The 20,593-nt window shown below is 63.4% G+C and carries 16 protein-coding genes; 8 read left to right on the forward strand and 8 right to left on the reverse strand.

What is annotated here, in order from left to right; all coding sequences use genetic code 11:
• Nucleotides 1-151 precede the first annotated feature (151 nt).
• The 6 genes from LJE91_04865 to LJE91_04890 form a co-directional block, all read right to left on the reverse strand.
• Nucleotides 152-1,417, reverse strand: coding sequence for a sigma-54 dependent transcriptional regulator (locus LJE91_04865; GenBank protein MCG6868071.1), 1,266 nt, complete (start codon nucleotides 1,415-1,417; stop codon nucleotides 152-154).
• A complete protein-coding gene (locus tag LJE91_04870) occupies nucleotides 1,414-4,470 on the reverse strand; it encodes a peptidase domain-containing ABC transporter (GenBank protein ID MCG6868072.1) in 3,057 nt (1,018 codons plus the stop codon). Before LJE91_04870 ends, LJE91_04865 begins: the two co-directional genes overlap by 4 nt.
• Nucleotides 4,471-4,598: 128 nt before the next feature.
• Nucleotides 4,599-5,348: a peptidylprolyl isomerase gene (locus tag LJE91_04875; GenBank protein MCG6868073.1), complete on the reverse strand. Its 750-nt coding sequence runs from the start codon at nucleotides 5,346-5,348 to the stop codon at nucleotides 4,599-4,601.
• A 117-nt stretch (nucleotides 5,349-5,465) separates the two neighbouring features.
• A complete protein-coding gene (locus LJE91_04880; protein ID MCG6868074.1) occupies nucleotides 5,466-6,845 on the reverse strand; it encodes an HlyD family efflux transporter periplasmic adaptor subunit in 1,380 nt (459 codons plus the stop codon).
• A 45-nt stretch (nucleotides 6,846-6,890) separates the two neighbouring features.
• Nucleotides 6,891-9,347 carry an FHA domain-containing protein gene (locus LJE91_04885; protein MCG6868075.1) on the reverse strand — a complete coding sequence of 819 codons (2,457 nt, stop codon included), beginning with the start codon at nucleotides 9,345-9,347 and terminating at the stop codon, nucleotides 6,891-6,893.
• A 143-nt stretch (nucleotides 9,348-9,490) separates the two neighbouring features.
• Entirely contained in the window at nucleotides 9,491-10,960 is a 1,470-nt protein-coding gene (locus LJE91_04890) for an efflux transporter outer membrane subunit (protein MCG6868076.1), read from the reverse strand.
• A 477-nt stretch (nucleotides 10,961-11,437) separates the two neighbouring features.
• Here LJE91_04890 and purE point away from each other — a divergent pair, with 477 nt between their 5' ends.
• The 3 genes from purE to LJE91_04905 are packed head-to-tail and all read left to right on the forward strand — an operon-like array spanning nucleotide 11,438 to nucleotide 14,069.
• The gene (purE, locus tag LJE91_04895; protein ID MCG6868077.1) at nucleotides 11,438-11,941 is read left to right on the forward strand and encodes a 5-(carboxyamino)imidazole ribonucleotide mutase; all 504 of its coding nucleotides are present in this window, start codon (nucleotides 11,438-11,440) and stop codon (nucleotides 11,939-11,941) included.
• On the forward strand, nucleotides 11,938-13,077 hold the full coding sequence (locus tag LJE91_04900; GenBank protein MCG6868078.1) for a 5-(carboxyamino)imidazole ribonucleotide synthase: 1,140 nt from the start codon (nucleotides 11,938-11,940) through the stop codon (nucleotides 13,075-13,077). The genes purE and LJE91_04900 overlap by 4 nt, the downstream gene beginning before the upstream one ends.
• Entirely contained in the window at nucleotides 13,074-14,069 is a 996-nt protein-coding gene (locus LJE91_04905) for an oxidoreductase (GenBank protein MCG6868079.1), read from the forward strand. Before LJE91_04900 ends, LJE91_04905 begins: the two co-directional genes overlap by 4 nt.
• 18 nt (nucleotides 14,070-14,087) lie before the next feature.
• On the opposite strand, the gene LJE91_04910 is transcribed toward LJE91_04905, so the two are convergent.
• Together LJE91_04910 and LJE91_04915 are read right to left on the reverse strand one after the other, a co-directional pair.
• Complete coding sequence (locus tag LJE91_04910) at nucleotides 14,088-14,708, reverse strand: CoA pyrophosphatase (GenBank protein ID MCG6868080.1); 621 nt, start codon at nucleotides 14,706-14,708, stop codon at nucleotides 14,088-14,090.
• 2 nt (nucleotides 14,709-14,710) lie between these two features.
• Nucleotides 14,711-15,190, reverse strand: a complete 480-nt coding sequence (locus LJE91_04915; GenBank protein MCG6868081.1) for a copper chaperone PCu(A)C — start codon at nucleotides 15,188-15,190, stop codon at nucleotides 14,711-14,713.
• Between the two features lie 365 nt (nucleotides 15,191-15,555).
• Between LJE91_04915 and gcvT the strand changes: the two genes are divergently transcribed.
• From gcvT to gcvPB, 5 genes are all read left to right on the forward strand, one after another.
• Nucleotides 15,556-16,656, forward strand: a complete 1,101-nt coding sequence (gcvT, locus tag LJE91_04920; protein MCG6868082.1) for a glycine cleavage system aminomethyltransferase GcvT — start codon at nucleotides 15,556-15,558, stop codon at nucleotides 16,654-16,656.
• 13 nt (nucleotides 16,657-16,669) lie between these two features.
• Nucleotides 16,670-17,062, forward strand: coding sequence for a glycine cleavage system protein GcvH (gcvH, locus tag LJE91_04925; protein MCG6868083.1), 393 nt, complete (start codon nucleotides 16,670-16,672; stop codon nucleotides 17,060-17,062).
• A 72-nt stretch (nucleotides 17,063-17,134) separates the two neighbouring features.
• Nucleotides 17,135-18,514, forward strand: coding sequence for an aminomethyl-transferring glycine dehydrogenase subunit GcvPA (gene gcvPA / locus LJE91_04930; protein MCG6868084.1), 1,380 nt, complete (start codon nucleotides 17,135-17,137; stop codon nucleotides 18,512-18,514).
• Nucleotides 18,515-18,544: 30 nt separating this feature from the next.
• A complete protein-coding gene (gene tpx / locus LJE91_04935; GenBank protein ID MCG6868085.1) occupies nucleotides 18,545-19,045 on the forward strand; it encodes a thiol peroxidase in 501 nt (166 codons plus the stop codon).
• Nucleotides 19,046-19,109: 64 nt separating this feature from the next.
• Nucleotides 19,110-20,573 carry an aminomethyl-transferring glycine dehydrogenase subunit GcvPB gene (gene gcvPB, locus LJE91_04940; GenBank protein MCG6868086.1) on the forward strand — a complete coding sequence of 488 codons (1,464 nt, stop codon included), beginning with the start codon at nucleotides 19,110-19,112 and terminating at the stop codon, nucleotides 20,571-20,573.
• Nucleotides 20,574-20,593 lie beyond the last annotated feature (20 nt).

Here is a 20,593-nt window from a genome sequence, read left to right on the forward strand (position 1 = left end):
GGATAGAGAAGCGGTTCGCGATTGTTGGCCTCACATGATGACATGCTTCTGCCCAGCCAGTATGAAACGGGGTAGACGAGCAATCGAGACAGGTTATAGATACGCTGATCACATATCAAACGAGTCTGACCCCATTGATTACGGCAAGGTTTCAGGATTCCCGGTTCTGCTTGAAGTCCTTCGACCGCAGGCCGTGTTTCTTCAGCAGCGTCTGCAGGTGGGACCGGTTCATTTCGATGCGCCGCGCCAGGTCCGTCACCTTGCCCTGAGTCTCTCTCAACCCGGATTCCAGATACTGCTTCTCAGCCTCGTCGCTCGCCGCCTTCTTCACCTCCACCAGCGAGACGTGCGGCGAGATCTCGCTGTTGGCGATCGAGGTGCGCGCCACGGATTCCGGGCGTATGTCTTCGGGCAGATTGTCGAGATCGGCGGTATCCCCCGACAGGCAGGTGAGCCGGTAGATGATATTTCGAAGTTCCCGGATGTTTCCCGGGTAGTCGTAGCGGAGCAGGAAGCCGTGCAGCCTCGCGCTCATCCTGATCGGCGCGCGCCTGAGTTTTTCCGCGGCCTCGTCGGTGAAGTACTCGATCAGCAAGGCCAGTTCGTCCTTGCGTTCGCGCAAGGGCGGGACGGTCACGTGGATCACGCTGAGTCGGTAGAACAGGTCTTCCCGGAACTTTCCTTCCTGACTGAGCTCCCTCAGGTTCTTGTTGGTCGCGGCCACCACGCGCGCGTCCACCTCGATCAGGGCGTCCGAACCCACACGCTGGATCTCGTTCGATTGCAGGACCCGCAGCAGTTTGACCTGGCTGGTCAAGGGCAGCTCGCCGATCTCGTCCAGGAAGATGGTGCCCTTGTCTGCGCTCTCGAACTTGCCCTTGCGGTCGCCGGTCGCCCCGGTGAAAGCCCCCTTCTTGTGGCCGAACAGCTCTGATTCCAGAAGGTTCTCCGGAATCGCGCCGCAGTTGATGGAGATATAGGGCATGTCGGTGCGATCCCCGTTGGCGTGGATGACCTTCGCCATCAGCTCCTTGCCGGTGCCGCTCTCGCCGTCAATCAATACCGGGAGGTCCGTGGGCGCCGCCTTCTCCGCCGTCTCAAGCGATTCCAGCAATTTGGGGTTCTCACCGAACACACCCTCGAAGACGAAGCTGCGGTCCAGCAGGGCCTGGCGCCGCTCCCTCTCCGATGCCGGCGCCTCGGCCTTTTTCCCGGCCGAGGCCTGAACGAAGCGCTCCTTGTGCGACAGTTGCATCACATCGTCGCGCAGGGCGTTGCACTGGTCCAGCAGCTTCTGGATCTCCGCGCGCTCCATACGCTGCGACCAGCGCAGCCTGGAACGTATGATCTCGATCTTCTCGAGCAGCCCCGCGTAAGAGATCGAGGAGGACTGCGGCTTGATGTCGTAGAGTTTCATCCGGCGCCCGCCATCTGTTTCTGAACCAGCTGGTAGTACATCCCCTTCCTTTCCACCAGTTCCTTGTGCGTCCCCTGCTCGACGATCGAACCTTCGTAGAGGACCAGGATCTTGTCCGCCCGCATGATGGTGCTGAGCCGGTGCGCGATCACCACCGCGGTACGGCCCTCGAGGATGTCCTGCATGTTCTGGAGTATGTTGCTTTCCGACTGCGTGTCGAGCGCCGAGGTCGCCTCGTCGAAGATGAGCAGGTGGGGATCGTGGTAGAGGGCGCGCGCAATGCACAGTCGCTGCATCTGTCCGCCGGAAAGCCCCATGCCCCGTTCACCGACGACCTGCTCGTAAGCCAACGGCATGTTGGCGATGAAGCCGTGGGCGTCCGACATCCTCGCCACATCCATGATGCGGCGCCGGTCCGGGTTTTCGTCACCCGCGGCGATGTTTTCCGCGATGGTGCCCGAGAACAGCAGGTTGGTCTGCATGACGTAGCCTACCTGAGCCCGGTAGTATTCCTTGTCGATTACCTCGAGGTCGTATCCGTCCACGGTGATGCGGCCCTCGGTCGGCGGGTAGAAACCCACCAGCATCTTGGCGAGCGTCGTCTTACCCGAGCCGCTGTGACCGACGATCGCCACCATCTCGCCCGGCCGGATGTCGAAGCTGATGTTCTCCAGCACGTACGAGGTTTCGTTGCCACCGTAGCGGAAGTACACCGAATCCAGCGAGATGTCGCCCCGCAGGTCCGGCAGCGCCACGCGTGTGGCCACGTCCTCCGGCTTCTGTTCCGGCTCTATGTCGAGCACGTCGCCAAGCCGTTCCATCGCCACGCCGGCCTCGTGGACCTGGTTCCACAGGCCCACCAACCCCATCAGCGGGGCGAGCACGCTGCCCATCAGGGCGTTGAATGCAATCAACTGCCCGATGGTGAGTTCCTGCGCCAGCACCAGGCTCGCCCCGGCCCAGAGGATGACGATGGTGGTGGCGGAGTTGAGCAGCTGACTCGCCAGGCCGATCAGGATGCCGAAACGCGACGCCCTGTATTGGACTCCCAGTGACTTGGCATACTTGCGTTCCCACTTCATGCGCATGGAGCGCTCGATCCCCATGCCCTTGATGGTTTCCGCCCCACCCAGGGTTTCCATCAGCACCGCCTCGGCGTCGGTCGAGGCGTCGAAGGCCTCGCGCGCGTATCGCTTGATCCGGGGCGTCACGGCGACGGTCAGCCCGATGATGGGCAGGACGAAAGCGATCAGTAGAAGCGTCAGCTTGGCGTTGTAGAGAAACAGGATGGTGAAGTAGATGAACACCATCAGCAGATTCAGCACCGTCGTGACCGTCGACTCGGTGAGGAAGGCCCGAATGGTGTGGTTCTCCTGAAACCGGGCAAAAATGTCTCCGGTCCGCCGCTTGGCGAAGAATGACAGCGGCAGCGACATGGCGTGCTTGAAGAACCGGGACATCATCGCGAAGTCCAGGTTCCGGATCATGAAGTTCGACAGGAACGCGCGCAGCGTCGCCGTCAACTGAGTGAACACGGTGGTAATGATCAGTCCGACGATCAGCAGGTTCAGCAGCGAGACGTTCTGGTGGACGACGACCCGATCGAGAATGTTCTGGATGATCACCGGCGGAACCACACCGAGCACCTGGATCACGAAGGTCGCGAGGATCAGGTGGCCAAGGATGGCCTTATAGGGTTTCAGATAGCCGACGAAACGGACCCAGGGCGAACGCGTTGCTGCCATCTGCACCATGTCCGCGCCCGGCGAGAACAACAGACAAGTGCCGGTCCAGCCCTTCTCGAATTCGGCCACCGTCATCTTTCGGAATCCCGGACCCGGGTCGGCGACCCAGACGTGGTTCTTCGAAACGCCATAGACGACGATGTAGTGATAGCCCTCCCAGTGCGCGATGAATGGCAACTCGAATCCGAGCAGCGACTGGTAGGTGCACTTCACTCCGCGGGTGGAGAATCCGAGGGAGTCGCCGACCCGGGACAGGCTGTCGAGGGTGGCCCCCTGCGTCGTGACATTGGCCAGTTCGCGCAGCTTCCCCAGTGTCATGGGGATGCCGTAGTGCCGGCAGATCATGGCCAGGCAGGCCGCGCCGCAGTCCATCTCCTCGGCCTGCTCGACCAGCGGGAAGCGCTTGATCACGCGTTCACCCGCCTTCGGGCTGGTCCCGAAATCCAGCCGCAACGGGCGGCGGCGCCGCTCGGCGATCTTGCGCTGGCGCTGCAGCTCGCGCTCGGCGTATGCGATACGCTCCTCCAGCACCTCGCGGAGCCGGGGATTGCGCTCGAGGATGAAATGCACCGTCTGCTCGGGGATCACCAGCAGCACGCAGTCGGTCACGGCGACCGCAGAGGCAGGTTGTTCCTGACGCAACAGGCAGGCCTTCTCGCCGAACACCTCTCCCCGTTTCAGATTCGCGAGTGGATACTCGTTGCCTTCCTCGGCCCGAGTGATCTGCACCTCACCCTGACGGACGATGTAGAGTCGCCGGTCCTCCCGGGAATCCTGCGAGAGGATCGTCTGTCCAGCCTTGATCCGTTTGACGCCGACGCTGCGGACGAACTCCTCGATTTCCGCCTTCTCGACCTTGCCGCGCAGGTCGAACAGGCGTGTCACGAGCCCACCCGCCGAGGCGATGGCGACATAGCTCATGACGAAGGACTGGGCATTCGGGTTCGCAGCCAGCAGCGGCGCAACGACCTCCCGCGGAATGTAGACGAGTTCCGACTTCGCCGAGGAGCGCACCGAGGCCTCGTGCTGGAACTCGCGCAGGATCCCGAGCTCCCCGATGACCTCGCCGGTCTTGCGGACCCCCATGCTGGTTTCCTTGCCGCCCTCCTCGGTGAACAGCCTGACCGCGCCCCGCTTGACGACGAACAGCCCGTCGCCACGATCGCCGGCCTGGATCACCTGTTCTCCGAATCCGTAAAACCGGGACTCGGCACTGGCCGCGAGTCGCTCGATCTCCGCTTTGTCGAAGGCCGACAGCAACTCGACGGACGCGAGGAAGTCGGTCAGGGAGTCGGATGCGTCGTTCAAGTTCGCTGTCTCGCTCTTGGCTTCGGATTCTGTTTCGGGATAGCCCGACGTTCCCAAACTGCAGGGGCGCGCACCTGTCGGGTTACGCTGCGCTAACCCGACCTACAAACCATGCCTACTGCTGGTTCCTACAGTATTTCGATGCCGTGCTCTCGCGCCCGCGCAGCGAGCCAGTCCTCGCGCAGGATTCGTCGAATCTCGGTGCGGGTCTCCTCGTCCAGGCGGGCCGTATTGGTGGCGTCGATCCTGAAGATCTCATGGTGCTCACCGCCGCTATGGAAGGGGCCGACCAGGTCGCCCGGCGAGGCGTTGAACACCTTCGCCTCGATCTCCGGCTGCAGGGACCCGCGCATGACCTTGCCCACACTGCCACCGCGCTCGCGCGTGTCTGCGAGCGAATGTTCGGCCGCCATCTCGGCGAAGCTCTCCGGGTCGTCCGCGAGCACCGACAGCATCTCTTTTGCGGCGCCCTCGGAATCCATCACGATGTGCCTGACCTCGATACTGTCGAAACGGGGAGAATGCAGCTTGAAATACGCCTCGACCGCCTCGTCCCGGCAGACCTCTTTCATCATCTTTTCCTGGTAGAGCATGTCGATGATGAACTGCTCCAGGTCGTCCAGCGTCACGCCGAGCGAGTCCAGCCAGGCGATCGCATCCTGGGCCCGGTGCAGGCCCTGGACACGGCGGAACTGGTCGGCGCGCTCCTGGATCTCGTCGTCGGATACCGGAATGCCGGCCTTCTTCGCGGCGTGTACGGCCAGCTTGTCCTTCAGTATCTCTTCGATCAGGCCGTCGAACCGCCCGCTCAGTTTCAGGATCCTGATAAACCCGTCCGTCGTCACGACCTCGTCGTCGATCTTGACCAAATCCGTCATCCTGTCGTCTCCCGTTTTCTCTATATTGCGTGTCATTGCGGCCGGTCCGGCGAGGTCTGGCTCCAGCCGGGCGTGTGGACTGGACGCACCATCCCTTGCCGACCTCCGCCGGTCCCATCAGCCGGCGAGCTCCCTGAAGGGGTCCAGCGCGAAATCGATCAGCCTGCGCTGGCGGACGGTGATCTCGGCGGACGCCTCCATGCCGTAGCGCAACGAGTAGTCCTGCCCGGCGATGGTGAAGTAGTCCCTTCCCAGGGAGACCCGACCCTCGTAGACCGGCAACTGGGCCTCCCTTGCCGACGGCCGGGTCGATGGCGAGATGTATTCCACTTTGCCGTTGATGTATCCGTAACGCTGGAAGGGAAAGGCGTTGAACTTCAGCTTTGCCTCCTGCCCCACGCGTAGAAACGCCCTGTCCGACTCGGGAATCTCGATATTCAGGACGGTCCTGGCGTCTTGGGGCGCGATCCCGCCCAGCGGTGTGTTCGGTTGCACCTTGTCACCGGGCTGGGTCAGAGCCACGTCCGTGATTACCCCGGAGACCGGCGCCACGATGCGTAGAAAGTTTTCCTCGTCGATGTTGTCGAAATTCACCCTCGAGGCAGCGTCGGAGGCGAGTTCGGCGCGTTTGAGTTCCATCTGCACCCGGAATTCCTCGTACTCGATCTTGTCCAGCAGCTCCTCGTGCTGGATGCGCAGCTCCAGCAGCTTGCTGTCGCTGCCTTCGAGCTCCGTCTTGACCTTTGCGTATTCCTCGCTCAACTGGAATTCCAGCTCACCCAGCTTGGCCTCGGCGAGTTCATAGCTGGTGTTGGCGGCAATCAGCTCGCTACGCTTCTCCTCGACCTGTTTTTGCGACACACCGCCGCCACCCTCGGAGCGAATCAGGCGCTGGAACTTGTCCAGATCGCGCCGCGCGATATCGCGGGCGCGGGTGGCCGTTTCCAGATTACCGCGCGCCTCGACGAGCTTGGCCTTCTGTACGTCGGCGAGCTTTGCCATACCCTCCGAGACCCGCTTCTCGTGCTGGTTCGCCGCGATCTCGATCTGCTTGTCCAGGACCTCTGCCTGACGCTCCATCAATGCCTTGCGCTCGGGAAAATGCCGAGACTCCCGCTCGGCCTCGGCCAGTTTGAGCCGCGCATCCAGGGCGTTGGTCGCCACCTCGACCGCCCCCCGCGCGTTGATCCTGGCCAGCACGTCACCCGCTTCGACGGGCTGCCCCTCGGCGATATAGATATCCACCATCTCTCCGGCGATCGGCGCATAGAACCTGCGTACCTCGGACTCGGGGCCCAGCGTGCCGGTGGTGGTCACGATCACGTCCGCCCGCCCGATCATCGACCAGATCAGGGCCGCGAGCAGCATGGCGCCGATCAGCAGGATGGTGGCGCGCATCATCTTCGAAGGCTCGGCCAGGAGCAGCTCCGTACCTTCGGCGCTGTGATCCTCCAGCGCCTCGGTCAATCGTCTGAGTCTGTCGCCTTCCGAGCTCATGATCCGCCACCCCTCATACCGGGTCCCTTGCCCGCACCGATGTCTTCAATTCGCCCCGCCCGCCCGTGAATCCGGCGCCGGGAGCAGCGCTAGCTTCTCACGCAACAGGGTCGGGTTCAAAACCATCCCCAGCTCATTCAGGGACAGCCGCTGCAGGCGCACCTCCCTGTCGATGTCGGTGCGCAGCCTGCGCTGCGCCTGCGGGTCGTCCAGTCCCAGCAGTTCACGGATACGATAAGCCTGCCAGGCACTCACACGCGCCGCGGAGAGGGCCCCCGCCTGACGCCGGTAGGTCGCCGAGATCCCGTCCTCCAGTCGCAGAATCCCCGGAATGCCGCCGCCCGAGCGATACGCTTCCCACTTCTCCCTCGCCTCGGCTTCGGCTTCCTGCGCTCTCGCCAGTGCCTCGGCAGAGCGGACCTGCATGTCTGCCTCGATGGCGGAGAGGAAATACGCGTCCCTTTGCGGGTCCAGCATGGCATGGAAGGACAAAAGGGCGTCTCCGTAGCCCGGTGTGTCCCTTTTATCCCCCAGTTTCGCGAACTCGTCCGCGATCCGCCGGTTACGATCCAGCTCCGCCTGGGCGACTTCCCCCCAGGAATTGTCGGTCAACCCCGCCAGGATGGAGAGATTTTCCTCGATATCCCCGGAGAGCCAGGCATCGGATGCAGCGCGGTACTCAGCCGAGATTTCGGGTGGCGGCAGGACATCGCGTCGGATCGCGGCGGCCTTCATCAGAAAGGGCGGGGTCCGGAAATCCGAGGCATCGAGCGCCTCCATGACCCCCATCAGGTCACGGGCCCCGATCTTCTCCTGGATATCGAGATACGCATCCAGATCGGCCAGGACCTGATCCAGACCGGCGATTCGTGGATATTTGTCGCCGACCCGCTCGATCTCTTCGGCGAGTCCCGCCGTCCGGTCTGCAGCGAGCGCCGCCTCGATCCGGGGGCGAAGCCGGTCCAGTGCAGCCAGGTACACCGACCGCTCGCTGCGCAGTTCCCGCAACGCACTGTAGGCCCGCGCCTGCAGATCGCCGGAGCTCGGTTCGTATTCGAGTATCAGCCGCATCCGGCGACGATTCCTCTCGTCGTCCGTCTCCCACCAATCGATCAGGGCATTGATAGACGCTTCGTCGACATAGATCTCGATAGGGGCGTCGTGCCCACCGCGCATTTCGACAAAGGCATCAACCTCGGTCATCCACCCCAGCAGGTCCAGCAGTTCCAGGCCATCGGTATTCGCCGCGGAGATCGCGCGCGCCCCGTTCAGGACCCGCCGTGCCCCGGTATGGTCCCCGCCCCTTATCGCCTCTGCCCAACGCGGAACCGCGTATTTCATCAGCGACTCGGTCGCCAGGTCCCGAATCTCGGGACTGTCGGGGTGCAGGGCAAGGTAGGCATTCGCCGCGGATGCGCTACCCTCGTAGTCACCGGCGGCGAGGAGCCGCTCGATCTCGCGCTCCTGCCTGCCAACCAGATAGACCGTGGTCGCGACCGCGCCGCCGACCAGCAGCAGCAGTACCATAAAGACCCACAAGCCCCGCGAACGCCCGGTGCCGGGCTCCGAAAACGAACCCTTGAGCTCCTTGATAAACAGCCATTTCCGCCGCAGGTATCCCGGTCGGGCCTCCGCCGGCCGGGATACGTCCTTCTCCTTGACTGCCTCTTCAACCTCTTTCGGGTCACCAACCCTGTTCTCCTCCTCTTCGACGCAGAAGATATCCAGGAACGAATTGGCCGTTTCCACGAACGTTGTCTTTCCCTCTGGTGATGCTCTCGCCGGCAAAGCCCCCGGATCACCGGCCTTTACCGGCGATTCCGTCGCGTCCACGCCCCCGGTCTGCGGCTCCATCCGGACGCTGTAGCTGAAGAAATCCCCCCCGAAGGCTACGATGTCTCCGTCGGTGAGCGCACGCGCATGTTCGTCCAGCCGCACCCCGTTGACCCAGGTCCCGTTGGTACTGCCCAGATCCTCGATGTAAGGAATCCCCTCCTTGAGAAAAAGGTGTGCATGTCGGCGTGACAGGTAATTGACCTCGTCGTCGTGACGCGGCGCGTACTGGGAGAAGGTGTCGTCCGCCTTGCTGACCAGGAACGGGAAACGGTTGACCGCGATGGCCGCGATGTCCCCGGAAGACGACGGAACCAGCGTGAGGTGTGTCTCGGGACCGCGCGAGGCAGCATCGTTCGCGGCATCGGGGAAATCCACCCGGTAGGTGAGATGCTGCCCGAAGCAGATCTCGTCCCCCTGGCGCAACCGCGCGGGCTTTACAGCCACGATCTTGCCATTGACCGTGGTCCCGTTCCGGCTGCCGAGATCGGCGACGTAGAAACCGCCATTCTCGCTGAACAGCCTTGCGTGCCGGCGCGACAGGCAACATACCGCGTCCGCGCCGTACGCGGCGAACGGCACCTCGTCGCGACCGACGGGAAACAGCGCGTCGGCGATGATGATGTCACCCAGCTCCGGATGGGAGACGGGCTTCAATCTGACCTGCATCGTGATCTGAGTTCCGGATTTCAGTTTACGGCCGGCCACCTGCTGGTTCTGACGCCCGTGTGCGCTTGACGGTGGTCGGTCATACGGCCGTGCTTCGCCGGGAGCACTCCGACAGCCTGTTCACCCCGGCGGGGTGTTTCACATCAACCGGAAGACCCGACCGTGACCGGGGGCCAGCCGCCTCCCAGCGCCTTGTAAAGTTCGACCGTGTCGGACAGTATCAACTGGTGGTTCTGAAGCAGTTCCTGCTCCGCCCGCAACAGCGAGCGCTCGGACTCGAACCACTCGAGTTGCGAGACCATCCCCTCCTTCAACTGCCGCTGGATCTGCTGGGAGACGACGCGCAGATTCTCCCGCTGCATCTCGAGTTCCGCCTTCTGCGCCCGGTGACTCGCCAGGTTGACCAGGGTGTTCTCCACCTCCTCGAACGCCCTGATCACCGTGCGCTTGTACTCTTCTTCGGCCAGCCGTGTCCTCGCCTCGTTAACCTTCAACTGCGCCCTCACGTTCGGATCGAAGATCGGAATGTCGATCCTGGGGAGAAACCCGACCGACCATGAGGCCAGCAGGTCCGTAAGTTCCAGGCTCGAATTTCCGCCCCTCGCGGTCAAGGTGATCGACGGCAGTCTCGCGAGCCGAGCCTGGCCGACGAGATCGTACGCCTGCAGGACGCGGAACTCGGCGGCAATGATATCAGGCCGGCGCGACAGAAGATCAGACGGCAAACCTGCCGGGACCGCCATCAGGCGAACCTCGCTGCGCAGACTGCCCGGCGGGACGTGAAACTCCCCGGCCGGGATGCCCAGCAACGTCGCGATGGCATTCTCGGACAGTTGCCGGACCCGCTTCAACTCGAGGAGTTGGTTCTGCAGCCGACCGACCTCGGCCTTCTGCTGCATCACCCGCGTCTCGGGGATCAATCCCTCCCGCAGCATGGCGCCGTAGATCGCCAGGATCTGCCGGTTCTTGTCGATCATGGCCTGCTGCTGCGCGATCTGCTCGTCGAACTGGCGTATTCTGAAATAGGTCGTCGATACGTCCGAGACCATCGACAGGTAGCCCGCACGCCAGTCCGCTTCGGTGGCGAAGTATCCCGCCTCCTGTGCCTGCACACCCTTCTTGAACTTTCCCCAGATGTCCAGTTCCCAGTTCAACGAAGCGGCTGCGCTGTACTGGGTGCTCGTGCCCAGTCCGGCACTGGTCTGCACATTGGCGCCCGCCGCCGCACCGATGGTCGGCAGTCTCAGGGCCTCGGCCTGGCTGATGGCCGCGCCCGCGACCTCGCTGCGCGCCGCCAGCACCTTGATATCGATATTCTGCGAAATCGCCGTATCGACGAGCCCGTCCAGGTAGTCGTCCCCGAAGTTTCGCCACCAGTCCGGACGCACGGTCTCGGCCGCCGATACGTCGATCGCCGTCTCGTCCGACCAGGCCGGCTTGGTGGCGGTCTCAGGACGCTCGTATTCCGGCCCGGCGAGGCTTGAGCAGGCCGCCTGAACCAGGATCCCGGCGGCGACCGGTAATACCCGCAGCAGTGACATTCCCCGCCGCGGCAGGGCAACGGCCGCTGTGCATCGCCTGCAGGCCAGCTTGAACCGGCACCATTGATCCATTTGCTCCTCCTCACCGGATAGCCATGTCGTCGCCGGTACGCCAACGTTTCCCACCCCAACCTTTGCCGCAGGGGCGCGCCAAAGGCCGACATCCGCTGGCGTGTGTTCGAACGATTCCGACACAGGAAAATTCTGACACGCATCAATCCACTGTCAATTCAACGTCCCGCTCACTCAAGCGCTCGCGCTTTTGACACTGAACCTCATCGAGTCGAATACGAAGCACACCGTATGCCAACCACGCCAGAAATACCCCATCTCGTTAATATTGTTAGACTAAGTCTCGACGAAGCTGGCCTGTGACGTACCACGCCGGGTGAAACTGTCGCGGGTTGGACCACAGTCACTCGTATCTGTTACCACAGACGTAACAAATGCGATACGCCAGACCCGCACGCCTCCCACTGCGCACGGGTGGAGCTGTTCCCTCGTTTCGGTGACAATAGACCGCTTTGGTCCCAGGGAACCCTCGGATTCATGCAAGATATCAAGCGCACGCCATTGGTGGGCGTCGTCATGGGAAGCGACAGCGACTGGCCGGTAATGGAACACGCCGTGGCCCGCCTGGAGGGCTTTGACGTGCCCCACGAGGCACGCGTCGTGTCCGCGCACCGCACTCCCGACCTGCTCTACGACTACGGAAGAACGGCGGCGGGCCGGGGTCTGAGATGCATCATCGCGGGGGCCGGCGGCGCGGCGCACCTGCCCGGTATGCTGGCGGCGGTCAGCCCCCTACCCGTACTGGGTGTCCCGGTTCCGTCCCGGTACCTGAGGGGAGAGGACTCGCTGCTTTCGATCGTACAGATGCCCAAGGGTGTCCCCGTGGCCACCTTCGCGATCGGCGAGTCGGGTGCGGCCAACGCGGGGCTGTTCGCCGTCGCCCTGCTCGCCACCACGGACGCGGCCCTGTCCGAACGGTTGGTCGATTTCCGGCACCGGCAGCGGGACCAGGTCCTGCAGACCACCCTGCCACCGCAATGATCCTGCCCGGCGCCACGCTGGGCATGCTCGGCGGCGGGCAGCTCGGCCGCATGTTTGCGGTTGCCGCGCGCACCCTGGGATACCGCGTGTGCGTCCTCGACCCCGACCCGGTCAGTCCCGCGGGTACGATGGCGGACAAACACCTGTGTGCCCGGTTCGACGACGCGGATTCGCTGCGACGCATGGCCGAGAGCTGCGATGCGGTGACCACGGAGTTCGAAAACATCCCTGCCGGGTCGGTTCGCGCACTGGAGTCACGCTGTCTCGTGCACCCCTCGGCGCACGCCTTGGAAGCGACGCAGGACCGCATCCGCGAAAAGACCTTCATCCGTGACCTCGGCCTTCCCACGGCGGCCTTCAGGACAGTACGGAATGCGGGGGAGCTTGCCACGGCCGTCGACGAGCTCAGGATGCCCTGTATTCTCAAACGCTCCTCGCTGGGCTACGACGGCAAGGGTCAGTTTTCGGTCAGCGACATCGGCACCGCCCGCCGGGGCTTCGCTGCCGAAGGCGAGGTGCCCAGCGTACTCGAGGAGCGGATCGATCTGGAGCGGGAGATCTCCGTCATCCTTTCCCGCCACGAATCCGGCCTGGTACGCTGTTTCCCTGTCGCGGAGAACGAGCACCGCCACGGCATCCTGGATGTCACTATCGTGCCGGCCAGGATCTCCCCGGAGCGTGCCGACGAGGCCCGGCAACTGGCCACGCGTCTTGCCGAGGCGCTGGAATACGTCGGCGTGATGGCGGTCGAGTTTTTCGTAACGGGCTCGGGAACACTGCTTGTCAACGAGATCGCGCCTCGTCCTCACAACAGCGGGCACTACACCCTGGACGCGTGCGTCACCTCGCAGTTCGAACAGCAGGTCCGCATGCTCTGCGGCCTGCCCCCCGGCGACACGCGCCTACTGACCCCGGTCGTGATGACCAATCTGCTGGGCGACCTCTGGTCCGCCGGAACGCCCCCCTGGGAGCGCCTGTTCGCAGAGCCCGGCATCAAGCTCCACCTGTACGGTAAGACGGAACCCAGGCCGGGGCGTAAGATGGGGCACTTCTGCTACCTGCACGAGGACACCCGACACGCTCGCGCCCGGTCACATGAACTGCATGCCGAGCTCGGCGGGGAGCCAGTCACATGAAGGCCTTCGACGCATTCAGGATTTACTCGGACAAAGACGGTCACCGCGCCGGATTGGAAAGACTCTCGGTCGAGGACCTGCCGCCGGGCGACGTGGTGATAGAGGCTCGCTACAGCGGTATCAACTACAAGGACGCATTGGCGGGGACCGGGCGGGGCAGGATCCTGCGCCGCTCGCCGCTGATCGGGGGTGTCGATGTCGCCGGTATCGTCGTCGAGAGCAGCGACGATCGTTTCAGCAATGGCGACGCGGTGCTGGTGACCGGATGCGGGCTCGGCGAGTCCCACGACGGGGGATACTCGGAAATCGTGCGCGTACCGGCTGACTGGGTCGTTCCCCTGCCAGAGTCGCTGGACCTGTTCGAGGCGATGGTGCTCGGCTCGGCCGGGTTTACCGCCGCCCTGACGGTCAAACGCATGGAAGACAACCACCAGACACCGCAGCACGGCCCAATCGTCGTGACGGGTGCCACCGGTGGGGTCGGGAGTTTCGCGATCCAGATGTTCTCACAGCTCGGCTACGAGGTCGTCGCCGTCAGCGGCCGATCCGCGCTGCGCGATTACCTCATCTCGCTGGGCGCCGAAGAAGTGCTAGACCGGCATCAACTGAATTTCGGCGATCGACCGCTCGAATCCACGCGCTGGGGCGGCGCGGTGGACAACGTCGGCGGCAAAACCCTCTCGTGGCTGACTCGCACCACGAAACCCTGGGGAAATATCGCCAGCATCGGGCTGGTGGGCGATCACGTGCTCGAAACCACCGTCATGCCTTTCATCTTGAGAGGCGTCTCGTTACTCGGCATCTCCTCGGGAAACTGCCCGGTCGAGTGGCGACACGCCTTATGGAAACGCATCGGGTCAGACCTAAAACCGCCGCATCTTGACCGAATCGCGTCCTCGACAGTGGCGATGAGCGAGTTGCCCCGGGCCTTCGATCGTTTGCTCGACGGCGGCTCGCACGGACGCATCGTGGTCCGAATCAAAGACGACTGAGACACCGCGGCCGAGCGGTTAGCCACCACAATCGTATCCCAGGACCCCCAGCAGACGCTGGGTCATCCTCGCCGTCAGGCCCCACAGGGTCTCGCCGTCAAAGGCCCGATACTCGATCATGGCAATGCGGGCACCGGAACCCGGCAAAGGTCGTTCCAGGCATTGGTAGTTTCGCGGGTCGGCCAGCCAGTCGAGCGGAATCGTGAAGGCACGACTCACCTCCCCGGGCTGGCAATTCAGCTCGCAGGGCCAGTCCAGACAGCCCGCATAAGGGGTCACACGGTGGTTGCTGATCGTCAGATGTGGATTCAACGGACCCAGAATCCGCACACCTGCCGGATCAATCCCCAGTTCCTCGCCCGCCTCGCGCAACGCCGTGGCACGCAGGTCGGTATCGCCCGACTCGCGGCGACCGCCGGGAAAGGCGACCTGCCCGCTGTGTGGATCGTCTCTGCGGCGTGTGCGCTTGATATAGAGCAGGTGCCAGTCGCCTTCGGCGACCTGGACGAGCGGCGCAAGCACCGCCGCCGGTATCGCGTCCTCGCCGAGAAACCTGGGCGGAAACGGGTTGTCGACGGTGCGCAGCGGGTACCGTGAGATGCGCTCCCGGATGATCGGCTCGGTCAGAACCAGACGCACCGTCAGTGTTGATGGTGGTGCTGGTGTCCTCCGCCGCCCGATTCGGATTTGCGGACTTCGAACGGCACCGTCATCCGTCCGCCTCCCCGGAAGATCAGATCCAGAGAGACGACGTCCCCCTCGACGAACCGGCGGGACGGTATCATCAGCATCAGATGGTAACCCCCGGGGACCAGTTCCACCGTCCCCCCGGGGGGAAGATCGAGATACGGCTGCGGGGCCATCTTCGCCATCCCGTCCTCATGGATGGTACGGTGCATCTCGACCGAGTCGAACTGTCCGGACTCGACACCGGTCAGGCGACGCGGATCGTTACCGGGATTCACCAGGGTCAGATAACCCGCGAGAACACTGGCGTTCGGCGGGGCCTCGCGAATCCAGGCGTCCCGCACAAGGATGTCGTCCTGATCGGCGCGCGCCAGGGTGGTCCCGAGTATGGCCACGACAATGAATGCAATCAGTGGAATACGCGCTTGGTGCATGCGTCTGTCAACCTGCTGGAAGAGCGGTCAATTGTATCATGAAACCCGCGATCCGCCGGGCGCGGGACCGGCATCACCGGTAACCGACCGATCATTTCCCTGCTCCCGGTAAAACGGGCATGAGGGCATGTCCCGCGGCCCACGGTGGGGTTGGGGTATTCAGATCGCTCGTTCACTGGTTTATAGTACTCTTGCCCGGGGCCTGATCGCATTATTGCGCCAGCGTATCGGGAGCGAGGGCCGAGTCCCGACGTGGTGCACCGGACATCGTCCGACAGCCTCACTTCATCCTCCGGAGAATCCACGACGAATCCTAGGGCCACGGCATCCCTCGCGATCCGGCCGGTTACACGGAGCACTGACAGATGGCGAACCGTACCGCCCTGTACGACAAACACCTTGAAATGAACGCCCGAATGGTGGATTTCGGCGGCTGGGATATGCCGGTGAACTACGGTTCCCAGATCGACGAACACCATAGCGTGCGCAATGACGGCGGCATGTTCGACGTCTCCCACATGACGATCGTCGACCTAGAAGGCGCCGATTCCGGACCCTATCTGCAGCGCCTGCTGGCCAATAACGTCGAGAAGCTCAAGACTTCGGGCAGGGCACTGTACTCCTGTATGCTCAACGAGGACGGCGGAGTCGTCGACGACCTGATCGTTTACTATTTCGACCCGAATCGATACCGGGTGGTCGTCAATGCCGCCACGCGGGACAAGGACCTCGAATGGATGCGTCGTCATGCACAGGGCTTTGCTGTCTCGATAACGGAGCGCGACGACCTGGCCATGATCGCCGTTCAGGGCCCCAACGCAAGGGATGCGGTCATCGGTTTAATGCCGGGAGACAAGCGCGAAGCGCTCGATGGGATGCGGCCCTTTACCGGCATGGTCGTCGGCGAAATGTTCGTCGCCCGCACCGGATACACGGGTGAAGACGGGTTCGAGGTCATGGTACCCAACACGGACGCGCCAGCGTTCTGGCAGGCACTGCTCGATACAGGCATCAAACCCGCCGGGCTGGGGGCGCGTGATACCCTGAGATTGGAAGCCGGGATGAACCTATACGGGACCGACATGGACGAATCCGTCTCTCCACTGGAAAGCGGGTTGGGCTGGACCATCGGTTGGGAGCCTGAGGAGAGGAACTTCATCGGACGCGCAGCGCTGGAAGCCGAACGCACACAGGGACCGGAGATGAAATTCGTCGGCCTGGTGCTCGAAGGCAAGGGTGTGCTTCGATCCCACCAGAAGGTCTTCGTTGACGGTCAGGCGGCCGGTGAGGTCACTAGCGGCACCTTTTCGCCCACACTCGGCGTCAGCATCGGCATGGCGCGGGTCGCCGCAACCACCGGGTCGCGATGCGAGGTGGAGATCCGGGGCAAGCCGCATCCCGCCGGTGTGGTCAAGCCTGTATTCGTCCGCCAGGGAAAGCCATTGTTGTCCACAAAATCGTCTTGAAGGGAGAAGCGCGATGAGCAATGCACCTGAGGACCTGAAATACACCGAAAGCCACGAATGGGTTCGCACCAACGACGACGGGACCCTGACCGTGGGTATCACCGATCACGCCCAGGAATTGCTGGGTGATTTGGTGTACGTGGAACCGCCGGAAGCCGGATCGCAGGTGACCGCCAGAGACGGATGTGCCGTGGTGGAATCGGTCAAGGCAGCGTCCGACGTGTACGCACCTGTCAGCGGCGAGGTCGTGGAGGTGAACGATACGCTCTCCGACAGTCCCGAACAGGTCAACGAAGATCCCTATGGCGACGGATGGATCTTTCGCATCGCACCGCAGAGCGGTACCGCGAGCGAAGGCCTGATGGATGCTGCCGCCTACGAACAGCAGATCGCAGAGACAAGCTAGTGCTCTGTCCAACAGATAATTACGGATTCGGCGCAATGATCAGTCGGACAGAGCACTAGGCGCGCGCCGCCCATGCCGTTCATTCCGCACACAGAGGAAGAGGTCAGGGAGATGCTGGCCACGATCGACGTGGACAGCATCGACATCCTGTTCGACGAGATTCCCCGCGAACTGCGAGTCGAAGCGCTCGACGGCATCCCGTCACCGCTCAGCGAGATGGAAGTCACCCGCCTGATGAGCGAACGGGCGGAGCGGGATCAGGTCGCGCTCAATTTTATCGGCGCGGGCGCCTACGAGCACCACATCCCGGCGGCGGTGTGGCAGATCGCGACGCGTGGCGAGTTCTACACGGCGTACACTCCGTATCAGCCGGAGGCCTCACAGGGCACGCTGCAGATCATCTACGAATACCAGTCCATGATGACGGAACTGACCGCCATGGACGTATCGAACGCCTCCCTGTACGACGGCGCCTCGGCACTCGCCGAGGCCGTACTGATGGCGGTTCGCACAAACCGCAAGGCCGGGTCACGGAAGATCCTGATGCCGCGGACCGTCCACCCCGCCTATCGGGACACGGTCAGGACGCTGACAGCGCCGCAGGACATCGAATGCGTGGAGGTCCCGTTTAACACGCGCACCGGCAGGGTCGATCCCGAGACGCTGGATCGCTGGGCCAACAAGGGCGCCGTCGCGCTGGTCATCCCACAGCCCAACTACTTCGGGGTTCTCGAGGAGGTCGACGCGCTCACGGACTGGACGGCAAGAAACGGAATACTGGCCATCGGGCTGGTTAATCCGCTGTCGCTGGGTCTGTTACGCCCGCCCGGCGAGTGGGCTGATAACGGCGTCGACATCGCCTGCGGAGACGGCCAGCCGCTCGGATCGCCGCTATCCTCCGGCGGACCCTATTTCGGCTTTCTGTGCACCCGACAGAATATGGTGCGCCAGATGCCAGGCAGACTCGTCGGCCGCGCGATCGACGCAGACGGGAAGCCCGGCTTCGTGCTAACACTGCAGGCCCGTGAGCAGCATATCCGGCGGTCGCGCGCAACATCCAACATCTGCACCAACCAGGGCCTGCTGGTCACCGCGGCCACGATCCATATGGCGCTGCTGGGACCCGACGGCCTGGAACGGGTCGCCCGGGCCTGCTATGAAAACACGCACGAACTGGCCAGGGGGCTACTGGAGATCGACAGTGTCTCCCCGCTGTTCGGGGGTGAGTACTTCCACGAGGCGGCGCTGAAGATCGACCGGCCCGTCGAGGCCCTGCTCGAGTCACTCGCCGAGGATGGCATCCTCGGTGGCCATCCGCTGACGGCGGACTATCCGGAATTGCCGGACGGCCTGCTGGTCTGCGCGACCGAAACCAAGACCCGCGCCGACCTTGACCGCATGGTCGATGCGACCAACCAGATCCTGCGCGACCGATATACCAGGTCCGCCTAACCCAGTCCACATCCAGAGGAGACACCAACCATGGCGACGGTAACATTGAACGGTGACGAGATACACACGAACGGCGATCTGCCGGCCATCGGTTCCCAGGCGCCCGACTTCCGGCTGGTCGCCAGGGACCTCAGCGACGTGAGTCTGGACAACTTCGCCGGCAAGAAGAAGATACTGAACATCGTCGTGAGCCTCGACACCGGGGTCTGCGCCAAGTCCGCCAGGGAATTCAACGAAAAGATCGCCCGCCGCGACGATGCCGTCGTGCTGACCATCTCGGCTGATCTGCCGGGAGCGCAGGCGCGGTTCTGTTCTCTCGAGGGAATCAAGAACATGACGACGCTATCGATCATGCGCAATCGGAACTTCTCCAAGGACTACGGCGTGCTGCTCGTGGACGGTCCACTGGAAGGCACCACCGCGCGTGCAATCGTAGTCCTGGACACCGACAACCGGGTCGTTCATACCGAACTGGTACCCGAGATTGTGACCGAAGCCGACTACGACAAGGCGATGGCCGCCCTGGATTGAGCCGAAACCACAGACACCAGCCGTACCCGGGCCCGATGGCATCTTATCCTGGAACTACCTCGCCGTGCTGATATTCGACCATTCGCTCAAGAACCGCCGCGCCCCGGCACAAGCCCCACGCGCGAAGGCCTCCGTGGACGACCTGCCCGAGCGCTTCCGGCGCCGCGCACGCCCGCGGCTGCCGGAGGTCTCCGAATTGCAGACGGTGCGCCACTACACGCGACTGTCCCAGAAGAACTTTTCCATCGACACGCACTTCTACCCGCTGGGCTCGTGCACCATGAAATACAACCCGAGGGGTTGCAATAGTGTGGCGTTGCTGCCGGGATTCGCCAACCGTCACCCGCTGTCGCCGGCCTCAAGCAGTCAGGGTTTCCTGGCCTGCATGCACGAACTTCAGGAGATGCTCAAGGCGGTCAGCGGCATGCAGGGCGTCTCGCTGGCCCCGATGGCCGGCGCGCAGGGTGAATTCGCCGGCATCGCCATGATCCGCGCCTATCATCGGGGGCGCGGCGACCATGAACGTAACGAGGTGCTGGTGCCGGACGCGGCGCACGGAACCAACCCGGCCACCGCCGCAATGTGCGGTTACAAGGTCCGGGAGATCCCGACCGACGCCAACGGCGATGTCGACCTGGATGCGCTGCGCGAGGCAACGGGTCCGAACACCGCGGGTCTGATGCTCACCAACCCCTCCACACTCGGGGTTTTCGAGCGTCGAATCGTCGAGATCGCCGGGATCGTCCACGAGGCGGGCGGCCTGCTCTACTACGACGGCGCCAACCTGAACGCGATCCTGGGCAAGGTGCGGCCGGGCGATATGGGCTTTGACGTAATCCACATGAACCTGCACAAGACCTTTTCGACTCCGCACGGTGGCGGCGGCCCGGGTTCGGGTGCGATCGGTGTCGCCCAGCGGCTCCTGCCGTACATGCCCGTGCCGGTCGTCGGCAGGGACGGAGACCGGTTCCGCTGGCTCAACGCCGAAGATCTTCCGATGAGCATCGGGAGGCTGTCGGCCTTTGGTGGCAATCCGGGCGTCTTGCTGAGGGCATACGTTTACATGCGGATGCTCGGGGACTCGGGCATGGTGCGCGTCGGCGAATACTCCACCCTGAACGCCAACTATCTGATGGCCAGGCTGCGCGAGAAAGGCTTCGACCTTGCCTATCCCGAGCGGCGCGCGACCCACGAGTTCATCGTCACACTGAGCCGCCAGGCAAAGGAACTGAGGGTGACCGCGGCGGACTTCGGCAAGCGACTGCTGGACTTCGGTTTCCATGCGCCCACGACCTACTTCCCGCTGATGGTGCCGGAATGTCTGCTGATCGAACCGACCGAGTCGGAGGCAAAGGAAGAACTGGACGGTTTCGCGGACGCGATGGCCGCTATCCTGGCTGAGGCCGAAAGCAATGCCGAGCAGGTTCGCGGCGCGCCCTACACACTACCCAACCGCAGGTTCGACGAGGTGCGCGCGGCGCGCGAACCGGACCTTCGCTGGCGTCCAGACGATCCGGCAGCCGACTGAATTTTCCGGTTCACGCGCAT

The sequence above is a fragment of the Gammaproteobacteria bacterium genome, assembly GCA_022340215.1.
GTDB lineage: Bacteria > Pseudomonadota > Gammaproteobacteria > JAJDOJ01 > JAJDOJ01 > JAJDOJ01.

What these genes read in the sequence shown, in the direction of transcription:
- tpx (MCG6868085.1), top strand. Translation starts at nt 18,545, where the DNA reads ATGGCGACGGTAACATTGAACGGTGACGAGATACACACGAACGGCGAT.
- purE (MCG6868077.1), top strand. Translation starts at nt 11,438, where the DNA reads ATGCAAGATATCAAGCGCACGCCATTGGTGGGCGTCGTCATGGGAAGC.
- gcvPA (MCG6868084.1), top strand. Translation starts at nt 17,135, where the DNA reads ATGCCGTTCATTCCGCACACAGAGGAAGAGGTCAGGGAGATGCTGGCC.
- LJE91_04865 (MCG6868071.1), bottom strand. Translation starts at nt 1,417, where the DNA reads ATGAAACTCTACGACATCAAGCCGCAGTCCTCCTCGATCTCTTACGCG.
- gcvT (MCG6868082.1), top strand. Translation starts at nt 15,556, where the DNA reads ATGGCGAACCGTACCGCCCTGTACGACAAACACCTTGAAATGAACGCC.
- LJE91_04880 (MCG6868074.1), bottom strand. Translation starts at nt 6,845, where the DNA reads ATGAGCTCGGAAGGCGACAGACTCAGACGATTGACCGAGGCGCTGGAG.
- LJE91_04890 (MCG6868076.1), bottom strand. Translation starts at nt 10,960, where the DNA reads ATGGATCAATGGTGCCGGTTCAAGCTGGCCTGCAGGCGATGCACAGCG.
- LJE91_04885 (MCG6868075.1), bottom strand. Translation starts at nt 9,347, where the DNA reads ATGCAGGTCAGATTGAAGCCCGTCTCCCATCCGGAGCTGGGTGACATC.
- LJE91_04915 (MCG6868081.1), bottom strand. Translation starts at nt 15,190, where the DNA reads ATGCACCAAGCGCGTATTCCACTGATTGCATTCATTGTCGTGGCCATA.
- LJE91_04875 (MCG6868073.1), bottom strand. Translation starts at nt 5,348, where the DNA reads ATGACGGATTTGGTCAAGATCGACGACGAGGTCGTGACGACGGACGGG.
- LJE91_04900 (MCG6868078.1), top strand. Translation starts at nt 11,938, where the DNA reads ATGATCCTGCCCGGCGCCACGCTGGGCATGCTCGGCGGCGGGCAGCTC.
- LJE91_04905 (MCG6868079.1), top strand. Translation starts at nt 13,074, where the DNA reads ATGAAGGCCTTCGACGCATTCAGGATTTACTCGGACAAAGACGGTCAC.
- gcvH (MCG6868083.1), top strand. Translation starts at nt 16,670, where the DNA reads ATGAGCAATGCACCTGAGGACCTGAAATACACCGAAAGCCACGAATGG.